This is a genomic window from Neisseria sp. HMSC70E02, from assembly GCF_001838645.1.
GTDB classification, from domain to species: domain Bacteria; phylum Pseudomonadota; class Gammaproteobacteria; order Burkholderiales; family Neisseriaceae; genus Neisseria; species Neisseria macacae.
The window spans coordinates 59,218-72,818 of the sequence record NZ_KV838080.1; the positions used below are offsets into that span (position 1 = coordinate 59,218).

The 13,601-nt window shown below is 49.4% G+C and carries 8 protein-coding genes; 3 read left to right on the forward strand and 5 right to left on the reverse strand.

Annotated features, from left to right (window positions below):
* Nucleotides 1–97: 97 nt before the first annotated feature.
* From rpoD to HMPREF3277_RS04270, 5 genes are all read right to left on the reverse strand, one after another.
* Nucleotides 98–2,047, reverse strand: a complete 1,950-nt coding sequence (rpoD, locus tag HMPREF3277_RS04250; protein WP_003757828.1) for an RNA polymerase sigma factor RpoD — start codon at nucleotides 2,045–2,047, stop codon at nucleotides 98–100.
* Nucleotides 2,048–2,267: 220 nt separating this feature from the next.
* Complete coding sequence (gene dnaG / locus HMPREF3277_RS04255; protein WP_070870127.1) at nucleotides 2,268–4,040, reverse strand: DNA primase; 1,773 nt, start codon at nucleotides 4,038–4,040, stop codon at nucleotides 2,268–2,270.
* A 225-nt stretch (nucleotides 4,041–4,265) separates the two neighbouring features.
* Complete coding sequence (locus tag HMPREF3277_RS04260) at nucleotides 4,266–5,732, reverse strand: surface lipoprotein assembly modifier (protein ID WP_070774905.1); 1,467 nt, start codon at nucleotides 5,730–5,732, stop codon at nucleotides 4,266–4,268.
* Nucleotides 5,733–6,061: 329 nt separating this feature from the next.
* Nucleotides 6,062–6,934 carry a Slam-dependent surface lipoprotein gene (locus HMPREF3277_RS04265; RefSeq protein ID WP_070513845.1) on the reverse strand — a complete coding sequence of 291 codons (873 nt, stop codon included), beginning with the start codon at nucleotides 6,932–6,934 and terminating at the stop codon, nucleotides 6,062–6,064.
* Nucleotides 6,935–7,134: 200 nt separating this feature from the next.
* The gene (locus HMPREF3277_RS04270) at nucleotides 7,135–10,404 is read right to left on the reverse strand and encodes a TonB-dependent receptor domain-containing protein (RefSeq protein WP_070774906.1); all 3,270 of its coding nucleotides are present in this window, start codon (nucleotides 10,402–10,404) and stop codon (nucleotides 7,135–7,137) included.
* Nucleotides 10,405–10,903: 499 nt separating this feature from the next.
* Between HMPREF3277_RS04270 and HMPREF3277_RS04275 the strand changes: the two genes are divergently transcribed.
* The 3 genes from HMPREF3277_RS04275 to HMPREF3277_RS04285 all read left to right on the forward strand — a co-directional run bounded on the left by HMPREF3277_RS04275 (nucleotide 10,904) and on the right by HMPREF3277_RS04285 (nucleotide 13,591).
* A complete protein-coding gene (locus HMPREF3277_RS04275; protein WP_070870128.1) occupies nucleotides 10,904–12,340 on the forward strand; it encodes an NAD-dependent succinate-semialdehyde dehydrogenase in 1,437 nt (478 codons plus the stop codon).
* A 326-nt stretch (nucleotides 12,341–12,666) separates the two neighbouring features.
* On the forward strand, nucleotides 12,667–13,014 hold the full coding sequence (locus HMPREF3277_RS04280) for a hypothetical protein (RefSeq protein WP_070870129.1): 348 nt from the start codon (nucleotides 12,667–12,669) through the stop codon (nucleotides 13,012–13,014).
* A gap of 199 nt (nucleotides 13,015–13,213) precedes the next feature.
* Nucleotides 13,214–13,591 (forward strand): hypothetical protein, encoded by a 378-nt coding sequence (locus tag HMPREF3277_RS04285; protein ID WP_070870130.1) that lies wholly within the window; start codon nucleotides 13,214–13,216, stop codon nucleotides 13,589–13,591.
* The last annotated feature ends 10 nt before the right edge of the window (nucleotides 13,592–13,601 follow it).

Here is a 13,601-nt window from a genome sequence, read left to right on the forward strand (position 1 = left end):
CCTTGTCCTGATTTAAATTTAATCCACTATACAACTTCTGTTTCAGACGACCCCTTACCCATAAAAAACCGCAGGGATAAACCTGCGGTTTGCTGTTTTACAGTTTGCTGTCTTCGCTGTCGAGGAAGCTTCTGAGGCGGTCGCTGCGGGTCGGATGACGCAGTTTGCGCAGGGCTTTGGCTTCGATTTGACGGATACGTTCGCGGGTTACGTCAAACTGTTTGCCGACTTCTTCGAGCGTGTGGTCGGTATTCATGTCGATACCGAAGCGCATACGCAGGACTTTGGCTTCGCGCGGGGTCAGGCTTTCGAGGATTTCTTTGGTGACTTCGTGCAGGCTGGTGTACATCGCGGCGTCTGCAGGGGCAACGTTGTTGGCGTCCTCGATGAAGTCGCCCAAGTGCGAATCGTCGTCGTCGCCGATCGGGGTTTCCATCGAAATCGGCTCTTTGGCGATTTTCATGATTTTGCGGATTTTGTCTTCCGGCATTTCCATCAACTCGGCAAGTTTGGCAGAATCGGGCTCTTCGCCGGTTTCTTGCAGATACTGGCGGGAGATTCGGTTCATCTTGTTGATGGTTTCAATCATGTGCACCGGAATACGGATGGTGCGCGCCTGGTCGGCAATCGAGCGGGTAATCGCTTGGCGGATCCACCATGTTGCGTAGGTGGAGAATTTGTAGCCGCGGCGGTATTCGAACTTATCGACCGCCTTCATCAAGCCAATATTACCTTCCTGAATCAAATCAAGGAACTGCAAACCGCGGTTGGTGTATTTTTTGGCGATGGAAATCACCAGGCGCAAATTTGCCTGAATCATTTCCTGCTTGGCGGCTGCAGTTTCTTTTTCGCTCGACACCATGTTTTTGTTGATGTCTTTCAGCTCTTCGATGGAAATGCGGGTTTCTTTTTCCATGTTTGCCAACTCGGTTTGTTTTTCGAGGATGGCGTGGCGGAAGCGGTCGAGTGCGTCGCTCCAGACCCTGCCTTTGGCGACTTCTTCTTCCACCCATTTCAGGTTGGTGATTTCGGGCAGGAAGTTTTGGATGAAGTAGTCGCGTTCCATATGGACGCGGTCAAGGCAGATGTCGCGGATTTCGCGTTCAAGCTTGCGGATGTTTTCGACACGGCTGCGCAGGTTGCCGCTGAGGCTTTCGATTTGGCGGGTGGCGAAACGGACTTCCAAGAGCTTGTTGGCGATAGCGTCGCGGTGTGCCAGATAATCGGGGTGGCGGCTGTCGTGTTTTTCCAGCTTTTTGATCATCTTGCCGTATTCGCTTTCGATGAAGGCGAAGTGTTCCAGCACTTTTTGCTTCAATTCGGCAAGATGCGCGGCGGACATGGCTTCAGAGTCGCTGCCGGAATCGTCGTCATCATCGTCTTCATCTGCTTCATCTTCTTCACTGCTGCCGGAATCGTCGTCGTTTGACGCGCTTTCCAAGTGTCCCAAGCCCAATTCGTTGAGCAACACTTCGTTCGGGTCGATAATGGCTTCGACCACTTCGTCCACGCGGATTTCATCCTTGCGAATTTGCTCGATCAGCTCGAGGATTTCGGCAATGGAGCCTGGACAGGCGGAAATTGCCTGCACCATGTTTTTCAGGGCGTTTTCGATTTTTTTGGCGATGATGATTTCGTCTTCGCGGGTCAGCAGGTCAACCTGCCCCATTTCGCGCATATACATACGCACGGGGTCGGTGGTTCTGCCGAACTCGGAATCCGCGCTGGACAAGGCGGCTTCGGCTTCGGCAACGGCATCGTCGTCGGTTACGGCGGCGGCGTTGTCGCTCAACAAAATATCTTCCGCATCAGGCGCCTGCTCGGTCACTTGGATGCCCAAGCCGGAAATCATGCTGACGATGTTGTCGATTTGATCCGCATCGGACATATCGTCGGGCAAGGCGTCGTTGATTTCGGAATAAGTGATGTAGCCGCGTTCCTTACCCATGATGATGAGCTGGCGCAGGCGGGCGCGCTGCTCTTCGAGGGTCAGCGGACGGTTGTCGTCCTGTTCTTGATAGTCTTCGTGATTTTGGTCTTTAGACATGGATTACTTTCTTGATCTGATGGTGTGCCAACGGTTTGCATGATGCACCTGAAGGCGGAACAGAGTTACAACCGATTTAAATTCAATCTGCCGGGTTGTAACGCTGAGGTCGTCTGAAAGCTCTTTGGAACGGGTGTTCTGCGGGATCATGTTCGCAGCTTGGGACAATGCTTTTCTGACGGCCTGAAGGTTGCTGGATTCGGCAGGGATTGCCGTTCGTTCAATTTTGCTTTGCGGTCAAAAGCGACAGCAAGAGTTTTTTTTCATTTTCATTCAAACCCGATTGCAGGCTTTTCTGCTTGAGGGTTTCGATTTGTTGGTATTTTAACTCGTTAAGGAGTTTCTTCATGCCGATTTGGAAGTTCTCGCGGTCTTCTTCGCCTCCGCCTTCCATTTCTTCAGAATAGAGTGTCGATTGGAAGATTTGGTTCACGGTTTCTTCATAAGGAGAACCGCGCATATACTCTAAAACCTGCGCGGTAGCAGGTTCCGCGGCATGGCTTTTAATGGTTTCGGCGAGATTGGCAAGACAGGCGAAATCGCCGTCCAACGCCAAATAATCGGGCAGGTCTATATATGCAGCCCAATCCGGATTTATCAAGAGGCTGCGGATTTGCCGTTGCACCAGCGTCAGCATGACCGGTTGCTTGACGGAAATCGGAGGCAGTTTGTAGCTTTTTTGTTTGACGTGCCGCTTCGGCGCTTCCTGCCCCAGCAGTTGGGCGAGATTGTCGGGGTCGATGCCGACCAGTTCGCTCAGTCGTTGTTTCAACAAATAACCTAATGCAGGCGCGGTAATTTGTGCCAAAAGCGGCGAACTGGTTTTCACCAATTCCGCCTTACCTTCCTGCGTATTGAGATTGAGGTCGTCTGAAAGATGTTCCCAAAAATATTCCGACAAAGGCTTGCTTTGATTCAACAGCGCATCTTCAAATTGCGCTTTTCCATAGGCGCGGATGTAGCTGTCGGGGTCGTGTTCTTCGGGTAAGAACAAAAAATGCAGCGATTTGTCGTCTTTCAACTGCGGCAACGCATTTTCCAACGCGCGCCAAGCCGCTTTCTGCCCCGCGCTGTCGCCGTCGAAACAGAAATAAATACTGTCCGCCTGACGCATCAGGATTTTGACGTGTTCCGCCGTCGTCGCCGTACCCAAAGCCGCCACGCCGTAGCCCACGCCGAACTGCGCCAGCGCGACTACGTCCATATAGCCTTCGACCACCAAAATCCGCCCTGCTTCTTTAACCGCAGCACGCCCTTCATACAATCCGTAAAGGTTTTTCCCCTTATCAAACAGAGGTGTATCAGGCGAGTTCAAATATTTCGGCTTCGAGTCGTCCAACACCCTGCCGCCGAAACCGATTACCTGCCCGCGCGGATTGCGGATGGGGAACATAATCCGATGACGGAAGCGGTCATAATGCCGACCCTCGTTGTCAATCACCATACCCGTATCCACCAACGCAGTATTCGGGTACGGTTGGAACACTTGCGCCAAAGGCTGCCAGCCGTCGGGGGCGTAGCCCAAACCATAATGCGCGATGACTTCCGCGCTCAAGCCGCGCTTGTCCAAATACTCCTTCGCCGCCGGATTGAATTTCAACTGTTGCGCATAAAAATCAGCCGCCGCAGCCGTTGTTTCCTCCAGCGTCTGCTGTTTTTTCTTACGTTCGGCACGGACTTCGGGATTATCGGTCTGCCCGCGCACTTTAGGCACGACCATGCCCACGCGGTCGGCAAGAAACTGCACCGCCTCCGGAAACGACAGCCCCTGATGCTCCATCACAAAACCAATCGCCGAACCATGCGCCCCGCAACTGAAACAATGATAAAACTGCTTGATCGGACTGACCGAAAACGACGGCGTCTTTTCCTTGTGGAACGGACAACAAGCCATATAGTTCGCCCCGCCCTTCTTCAGCGGAACCTGCTCGTCGATAATATCGACAATATCGACTTTGGCCAGAAGCTCGTCAATGAAATCGGATGGAATCATAGTTCGGCGGATGCGTATGGACGGGACAAACGTTTTCAGACGACCTTTTATCTTAAAGGTCGTCTGAAAACAGGATCTCGAATCGGGTTGGGAATAAGGTTCGTATTATAACGTGTATTCGGGATAAAAATAGCACTCTTACAAAACCGACTCCTTAGCTGACAGCTTATGCAACAGAAACCTTCGAGGTCGTCTGAAAATTCGTTTTCAGACGACCTCGGGAGCTTAAAACCTGTATTCTGCTTTGACGGTAAATTCGTTGCGTTTGTAGCGGTTCAGCCAGGACGAGCTTTTGTTGTCGGTGTGTTTGATACTGAAAACGGGCGTGATGCCGTGGAAGGACGGACGGTCAAATTTGATGTCCAACTGATAGGTGCGTTCGAAATCATGGCGGCGGGTTTCCAGCCAGGCATGGTAGTCCTGATAGGCTGTTTTGCGCCAGATTGCCTGAAAGGTGGCGTCGATGCCGAATTCGAAACGTTTGTTGACGCCCGCGCGCAGGCCGTGCCGGCGGTAGGAATCCACTTTTTCGCGGCTGTTTTTGCGCAGGTAGTCGTAGCCGCCGAATACCAGCCAGTCTTTCGGCAGGGCGTAGATGGCGGTGGTGAACAGAAGCGTTTGCGGGCCGTTGAAATGTTTTAATTCGCCGCGGTAGCGGTCGTATTTGTGGTCGAACTGCACGCCCAGCGAGGCTTGGTCGGAAAAGGTGCGGCTGTATGCCGTGCTGATGCCGGCGCTGCTGTCGCGCAGTTTCCCGCCCGACCATTCGTATTGCACCTGCGGGCCGATACTGAAGGAATGGTCTTTGCTCTGAAAACTGTAAGCGGGGCTGACGTTGATATTGTGTTCGCCGTATTCCTTGTTGCCGGGATAGAGCCGGCCCCATGCGTAGCCGCCCAGTTGCAGGCCGTGGTGGCCGTTGAGCGAAATGCGTCTGCTCAAGTTGGCTTCATATACCCACATCCGGTTTTTCAACGCATCGGGCGCGTAGGCGTCAAGCTGTTCGTCGCGGCAGGACAGCATTCCGGCATCGTCCAGAATCGGCTGCCCGTTCGAATCGAAACCGCAGCTTGTCTGATTGCGGACGACCGTCGCGCCCGACGACTGGTTTAAGTTGGTGTCGTAACCCGCGCCGAACGAAACCGAGCCGCTCCACGCATCGCGTTTCTTCAAAGCGTCGGCAAACACTTTGATTTTCTCATTGACGGCGGGCACTTCGGGAATATCGATGCCGTCGAACAATGCCGCTGATTCTTTGTTTTGTTTGTCTATAAACAGCAGCCGCGCCAAATCCAGGCGGCCGCGCAGAAATTCGGGATTTTTGCGATAAAGCTCGCGGTATTTCGCCAGCGCGGCCTTCAAATCGTCGCGGAACACCGCCTGATTGGCCTCGGCAAACAGCACTATATCGGGATCGTAATCATCCTGACGGCGGTAAATGTCCAACAGCCGTGCCGTTTCCTCCTCGTTTTGCGCGTTGACCGCCTTCATCAGCGACAACGCCAAATCTTCGCCGTCCTGCACTTCTCCCGCGCCGAACTCAATCGCCGTATTGTCCGCTTCATTCCTTTCCTGCTGCGCGCGGCGGAGTTCCGTTCCCTGTTTGAGCTGCATGAAGCGGTCTTCCCTGTCGTCGGCAAACGCGTGGGGCAGCAGGCTGATAAAAAAAGGAAGGAGCAAAAGGCGTTTCATAAAATTCTTTCCTGTGTGTCGGACGGCTTTGTTTTTCAGACGGCCTTTTCAAAGAAAAACTGACATTTCATCTTTACCGGGCAAGAGCATTGTTTATTTGCATGAAAGCCCCTGCCGGGTCGTCTGAAAAATGGGCTTCTCAAGCCCATCGAAACAGCACGCCTTCAAACTCACGGACCGTTCGGAAAATACCGGCTTAAACGCATTGCGAAGCCCGATATTTCCGAACGGCCCTGTACGATGTGCATTGTGTGTCGGATGATTTGTGTTTTATAGGCGGACGGAATGGGAAACGACAAAAACCGTCCGCCTTATCGCATTATGATTCATTATTTGCCGGTTTTCGTACCGCCAAAGGCAGTGTTGAGTTCACTATTTCGACCAAAATCAGCCACGCCCGCAATCGCCGCGCCTTGGTTGCCGAAGAAATGACCACGGGTCGTACCGGCCACTTTGTTTGCCGTAGCTTTACCGGAGAAGGAAGCCTGAGCCGTATTAATCGTGGCATTGTTGATGGCGACATTCAAACCCGTACGTTTCATTTCGCCGTTTAGCGTCCGTTTACCGAAATCAGCTTTCAGCGTACCGTTTAAGAGGGCTGTATTTTGCGTATGATATTGGTTGATACCCTTAACCGTATAAGTGGCAGTACCCGTAGTCGGCAGATTGGTGGTTCGGCCCGTGCCGCTGTAGAAGGCAGTGTAATTCGTACCTTTCGTACCGACAGCCGCACCGGAAGGAACGGCAGACCAGTCGCCGAAGTAAACATCCATATTACCGACTTTGGAATAAGATAAACGGCCTAAATGGGAATGGTCGGGCATTCTTGGAATATTGTCCCAAACAATACCTTTCATACGGTACAGATTCGCAACGGTAACGCCGTTTTTATCTTTACCTAAAGTACCGTGAGCAAACGTTTTGACAAAGAATTTGTTTGCCGTCGTATCAATCTTAGCAAAAGAGACCGGCTGATTGTTGGCAAGACCATTTTTATTTGTGGTTCTTGCATTTGAGTCAACCACATTAATGGCAGCCTTACCGAAATTCACGTCGTTTCGGTTAGTCTCCACTGTCGGGACAATATGTTTAACCCCTTTTACATTGTTATTTGAAGAGAGGCCTGAAGCCGGATTGGCAGCAAATGCAGAAGAAGCGGCAAACGCAACACTCAATACCGCAACGGTTTTTACGAGTTTCATAATTCACTCCAAAATAAAAATTTACAAAATCAACGAACTTTCTCAAGAAGAATCTGAATCAAACTTACAAATCCGCCCTCTTGGAAAAGTAAGGTAAGTATATTCCTATTTTTAGGAAATAGAAACATGAATTATTATCATTTCTGAAAATTTACATTTTGCTAATATCAGAATTTCGATAATTGAATCTAGAAACTATTTTAGAACTTGCCCGTAATCCCTATCCTGATGGTTCTACCCGGTGCGGGCAGATAGGAGCGGCTCATCGGGTCGAGGTAGTAGCGGTTGGTCAGATTGCTGCCTACCAGCTCGGCAGTCAGGTTTTTGCCGATTTTGTAGCGCAGGTAGGCATCCCATACCGCAACAGGCTGCCAGCGCATATCGTTATATTGGGGTTTATGATTAGTTCCCCTATATTGATTGAATATGTTGTAGTTAGGCTGCCACGCATCATTGCGGTTTTCATAGACGCGGCTGTGGTAATGAAGGCGCACGCCTGTTTCCAGTCTGTTGGCAAGAAAGCGGCTGCCCAATTCGGCATCAATCGACCAGCGTGGCTGAAGCGCGCTTGCCAGATAGCCCGAATCGCTCAAACCTCCGTGATTGCAGACGGGGCGACTCATGGTTTTGCCGGTTTCGGCAAAATATGTTGCATCGACATCTCCCGCAGTCACAGTCGACCATTGGAAGGTTTCGTCGCACATTTTGTTTTTCAGGCTGCGGAATACGTTCAGGCTACCAAAGACGCGTCCGGTATCGAAGCGGGTGGACAGCTCGGCACCACTGCGGATTTGTCTGTCGAATTGTTCGAATTCGAGATTGCTGTCCCTATCGATAACGTTTTTGGTCTTGTTATGGAAGTAGTTGATGCGGAAATCCGCTTTTTTCATTTTCGGTAACAGTCCTGTCAAATCATGAATATAGCCGACTTCCCAGTTTTTGGCGTGTTCGGGCCGCCAGCCATAGCCCATGCGGTTGAATGAGCCGGCGGCAGTAGAAAAGCCGTACGTCCCTTCAAAAATGCTGGGGTAGCGCAGGGTTTCGGTATAGCGCAAATAGGCGCGGCTGTAATCAGTAAAATTGACAGTGGCAGAAAATGCGGGCACCCAACCGCTGCCTTTCTGCTTCATTGCTCTCTGTTTTTCGGCTTCGGTCATTGGAGTCGTATATACGCTTGCATCAACGTTATAATACTTAGGCACAAACTGCGGACTGTCTGGAATAGACGGGTCATATACAGGATTAGGGACTTTAGTGTGCAAATCAGGAATGCTGCCATTGATAAGGGGATGATCCTGCATATTCAGACGGCCTTTATCGTCTTTCAACCAATAGAAATCCACCTTTTCATTAGGATTGACCCATTTTTCGCGATCATCTGTCAAAATCGGAATATTTTGCGAGTTGACTTGTAACGACAGGCTAATTTGTGCATGTTTTTTTCTTTGTTCTGCGTATTCCTCTGTCTCATATAAAACTCCATAATCAAGACTGCCATTCGCCAAGGCATCGTCAATTGCCTTGTAATCCGCGTATTCTTGCGGCGTGGCAACCCTGCCGATCGAATATTTTATCCCCCTGTTCATTTCTAACGGATAGCCGGTCTTATACGTACCGCTTTCCAAACGTTTGCTTTTATCCTGAAGCTGGAAATTGGTATATCGTCCTCCCGCCGTCAACGTCAGCCAGCGGAAGGGTTCGTAGCGGAAATTGAAGCCCAGATTGTATTCGCGCCGTTTGCCGTTGCGCGGTACGCCGAATTCGTTTAATCCGTAATTTGCCCTGATGGTGCTGTTTTCAAGTTCTTCCCGATATTTGTCGTATCCTCCCCGCTCCAGCTCGTCTGAAAAATCATTGCGCGATGTCAGTTTTTCGTTTTGAAAATCGCCCATCAAGGTCAACGACAGTTTGTCGCTCAATTTCATACGGTTGGAGAATTGAAAGCCTGTACGGTTGTTACGGGCGTAATAGGCGTTGCCTTCAATAGTGTTGAAGCGTCCGTTGGTATTGGGCGTTTCGGGTTTGGGCGGTTTTGGGGTTTCAAAGCCTGCATTCAGCAATTCTTGACGCTCTTCGGGGGTGTATTTCTGCCATCTGTCGTACTCATCCCATGCACGTTGAAATACCAAATCTTCATAAACGGTATCGCCGGGTGAACCGCCTGCGGTATTGGTTTTAGAATTGGTGCGCGTTGTCCAAAGCGTGGCATCGAAATCTATCCAACGGCTGCCCTCGGGCTTCCACGAATAGTCGATATTGTAGGAACGCTGTTTTACCCATGCCTGCGGCCATTCGGCAATTTTGTTGAGGACGGACGCATCCCAACTGATGGGGCCGATAATACGCGAAGGCATGATTTCGCCGAACGTGGAATCGGTATGGCGCAAGCCGAATTTGAGCGTTTGGCGGTTCGGCAGACGGAAGGTGGTTTTACCTACCCATGATTTGGTTTCAAGCGAAGTATTGCTGACTTCCCCGCCCGGATGGTAGAAAAGTCCGATTTTTGAAATATCGGGTGCGCCCAGCATGTTTTCACTGCCGTAAAATTTTTCGCCCTTGGCAGCGGCTTCTTCTTGACGACGTTTTAATTCGTCTAAAGTTTCTTGTGTCCAAGGACCGATATAGCCGTAGCGTTCCGCCCCTTTTTTGCCGGAAAAATAATTGCCTTTACTGCGGTAGGCATAGGCGAGCATGGCATCAAAATTGTCCTGCTTGGTGGCAGCGGCAATGCGGTAGGCTTTATCTTCCCCAAATTTATTGCGTCCGTTGAAACGCTGGTCGATTCGGTCGGTATCGTCAAAAAACGAACGCCAAATACCGCCCGTCGCTACTGCGGGAACAGGCAAGGTTCGATAATCGACTGAATGTTCATAAGCATTCTCACGCCTCTTGATGGAATTGTTGGAAGCCTCCGCCTTCACTTCAAATCCGTATTTCTGCCCTTCGGGGACAATATCGTCGGCATCGATGGTTTTCAGGGCGACGGAGCCGCCTATGCCGCTTTTCATATCACGGCTGAACGAGGGGCCTTTTTCGATGGAAACGCTGCTGATGATGTTGGGGTCGACGTAGTTGCGGTTGTTTGCGCCCGCGTAGCCGCGCCAGACGGTAATCGCCTGCTCCGTGCCGTCGATGGTAACGGGAATCCGTCCCTGCCCCTGTACGCCGCGTATATTGGGATCCAGCGCGCCGCTGTTGCGCGCATCGCCGCTGTACACGCCGGACATACCGCTTAACAGGTCGGATACGGTGTTGCCTTTGAAGGTTTCGACTTCGTTTTTGCCTTTGTAAAGATTGACGATTTCGCGGGTATAAACCCGGTTTTTACCGATTTCGTCTTTATTGCGTGTGCCTTTGACGGTAACGGTATCGAGAATCACGGTTGGTGTATTATCGGCAGCATAAATGATGGGAGAAAAACCAATGACTGCGATGCAGGCGGCAAGTGTTTTGACTTTGGCTGGCTTCATAACGGATTCCTTGTGTGGCGGAATGTCAGACAGCGTCGTCTGAAGATTTTCAGACGACCTCGGGAAGGTTTTGCCGCAAATCAATTGAAAAATGGTTTTAATGATTTTGATTATTATTTGTATAATTTTTGATGATTTTAACAAGCTTTTAATAATATGGAAACACTTATCCGATATATTCACATTCAACAGCTAAAATATTCTTAAAACCTATTCTATTGTTCTAACATAGAAATATTTAATTTCTATATAAATAATCCAAATAAAAAAGTCGCCTGAATATGTCTTATCAGTCAGTTAAAACACTTTCTCACAATTCAAATGGGAAAGTCCTAACCAAGCCTGTAAGGTATTTTCAGACGACCTTTTAGTTGCCTGCTTCCATTCAGTGCCTCGGCTCTTCTTTCTCCTTTTGCACAAACTGCTCAAGCAGTTTGCGCTTTTATCCTATGAAGAGAATAATGACTCCCATCCATCATCTATACATACGAGGGCAGGCATGAACTCTTTTGCATCATTGTTAAACCATCCTGATATTTCTTTTTCCCCGATTCCAGACAGTATCAAAGTCGATAATCCGGCAACGGGTGAGACTTTGGCGTTTGTCCGCACAACCCATTCAGACGACCTCAAGTTACTAATTCAAAGAGCGGAGACCGCACAAAAATTATGGGCGGCAAAAACCGCGTTGGAACGCGCCGATGTATTGTGGCGTTGGTATTTTCTGATAAAGGAAAACAAAGAGGAACTGGCGCGCATCATGACGATGGAACAGGGCAAAAGCCTGACCGAGGCACGCGGCGAAATCGATTATGCGGCTTCGTTTGTGCGCTGGTTTGCCGAAGAGGCGCGGCGGATTGACGGCGATGTGCTGACAAGCGTGAAGGCGTCGCAAAAACTGGTCGTGTTGAAACAGCCCGTCGGCGTTACCGCTGCGATTACGCCGTGGAACTTCCCATCTGCAATGATTGCGCGCAAGGCTGCGCCTGCTTTGGCGGTGGGCTGCGCGATGATAGTCAAACCTGCATCACTCACGCCCCTGAGCGCATATGCGCTGGCGCTATTGGCTTACGAAGCAGGCGTGCCGCAGGATTTGCTTCCCGTCGTCAGTGGTAGCGCTTCGGAAATCAGCCATGAATTTGCCACGAACCCGACCGTACGCAAAATCAGCTTCACCGGCTCGACCGAAGTCGGCGCGAAAATTTTTGCCGACAGCGCGGCAGACATTAAAAAACTCAGTTTGGAGCTGGGCGGCAACGCGCCGTTTATCGTGTTTGACGATGCCGATTTGGACAAAGCCGTCGAAGGCGCGCTGGCGAGCAAGTTCCGCAACAGCGGCCAGACCTGCGTCTGCACCAACCGCGTTTACGCTCAATCCGGCATTTACGACGAATTTTGCCGAAAATTAAGCGAAAAAGTGGCCACGCTCAAATTGGGCAACGGCTTAGATGAAGGCGTGAACCAAGGGCCGCTGATTGAGGAAAAAGCGGTGGAAAAAGTCGAGCAGCACATCGCCGACGCGCTCTCAAAAGGCGCAAGCTGCCTGACCGGCGGCAAACGCAGCGCGTTGGGCGGAACGTTTTTCGAACCGACCGTCTTAAGCGGCGTAACGGCGCAAATGGCGGTGGCGCGCGAAGAAACCTTCGGGCCGTTGTGTCCCGTGTTCCGCTTTGAAACCGAAGCCGAAGTCATCGCGGCAGCCAACGATACGGAATACGGTTTGGCGGCCTATCTCTTCACCTCCGACACCGCCCGCCAGTGGCGCGTCGGCGAAGCCTTGGAATACGGCATGGTCGGCGTCAATACCGGCCTAATCAGCAATGAAGCGGCACCGTTCGGCGGTGTGAAACGCAGCGGACTGGGACGCGAAGGCAGCAAATACGGTGCGGACGAATATTTGGAATTGAAATATTTGTGTATCGATGTGGCGGATTGAGTTTAGTCTCAGGAGGTCGTCTGAAAACGTAACTTCAATAAGATAATCTCCCCCTATCTTTGTAGCAGCACTCTGAAAAAATTGGCGGAAATCAACAAATACGCGATACAAGACTAGCGTGTCGTGCAACTGATGAGTTCGCCAAATATTTTGCTGGGGCAACGACACCAAATTTTAAGGCTCACTGGATAGTATGGGAAAGTCCGTTGGTAGGCCGGCAAACAGGGGAGATAATCGACCAATACAGCAGGCTGACAGATACAGTGGATTTGAAACTGTTTACTTGAAACAATAATTTTTAAAGCAATAACATAGGAAAAAAGAAAATGAAAAGATTGTTTATATTTGCTCTAGCTTGCTTTACTGCGAGCTGTACTGTCACACCAAAAGTCGAATCATTGCCTGATGCAGAATTAAATAAGCCATATTTCATAGAATTTAATGTGGCCAATCAAGCTACTTATCCTGATTATTTCAAGGTAAAAATGAATCCTCTGAATTCGGGGTTGACTGTAAAGCCCATCGATGAATGGTATGATACGGTTCATATTTCTGGAACTCCAAAGATGAAGCAGGATATCATGATTGAAATATCATATTTAATAAGAGGGCCCGTAGGTTTTTTTGAAGATCCGGAACAGAAGAAATTTTATCAGATAAAAGTTAAAGAATAAGTTAAGGTTATCTGAAAGTTTAGTTTAGATAGCTTTCCCCTAAGAAAGGATTGTTCATATTTCAAGAAAACACCGCGTTGTTTACATAACAGGCGTAGGTTGAATTGGAAGCCTAACTTTCTCAAAGGTCGTCTGAAAAATTTCTAAAAGCCAGCTTTGGAGCAATTGATTTTAGAATTTTGTGAAATATCAGTAAATTATGAAGCTTATTTTAAGTATGATAAGGAAAGTATTTATCTTTTCGACTGTAATAGCATTATCCGGTTGTTTTGCCGGCAAACATAAAGTTCAGGCATTACCGGATGCAGAATTAAATAAGCCATATTTCATAGAATTTAATGTGGCCAATCAAGCTACTTATCCCGATCATTTCATAGTAGAAATGGATCCTCCGAATTCGGGGTTAACTGTAAAGCCCATCGATAAGTGGTATGATACGGTTCATATTTCTGGAACTCCACAGACCAAACAAAATATTACGATTGAAATCTCTTATTATATAAGAGGGCCAGGAGGATTTTTGGGATTGGGAAAGAAGGATCATAAGAAATTTTATCAGATAAAAGTTAAAGAATGATTTAAGGTTA

Bases quoted from the DNA above. Each gene is read 5' to 3' on its own strand.
- HMPREF3277_RS04280 (WP_070870129.1), top strand. From the start codon at position 12,667: ATGAAAAGATTGTTTATATTTGCTCTAGCTTGCTTTACTGCGAGCTGT.
- HMPREF3277_RS04270 (WP_070774906.1), bottom strand. From the start codon at position 10,404: ATGAAGCCAGCCAAAGTCAAAACACTTGCCGCCTGCATCGCAGTCATT.
- rpoD (WP_003757828.1), bottom strand. From the start codon at position 2,047: ATGTCTAAAGACCAAAATCACGAAGACTATCAAGAACAGGACGACAAC.
- HMPREF3277_RS04285 (WP_070870130.1), top strand. From the start codon at position 13,214: ATGAAGCTTATTTTAAGTATGATAAGGAAAGTATTTATCTTTTCGACT.
- HMPREF3277_RS04265 (WP_070513845.1), bottom strand. From the start codon at position 6,934: ATGAAACTCGTAAAAACCGTTGCGGTATTGAGTGTTGCGTTTGCCGCT.
- HMPREF3277_RS04260 (WP_070774905.1), bottom strand. From the start codon at position 5,732: ATGAAACGCCTTTTGCTCCTTCCTTTTTTTATCAGCCTGCTGCCCCAC.
- HMPREF3277_RS04275 (WP_070870128.1), top strand. From the start codon at position 10,904: ATGAACTCTTTTGCATCATTGTTAAACCATCCTGATATTTCTTTTTCC.
- dnaG (WP_070870127.1), bottom strand. From the start codon at position 4,040: ATGATTCCATCCGATTTCATTGACGAGCTTCTGGCCAAAGTCGATATT.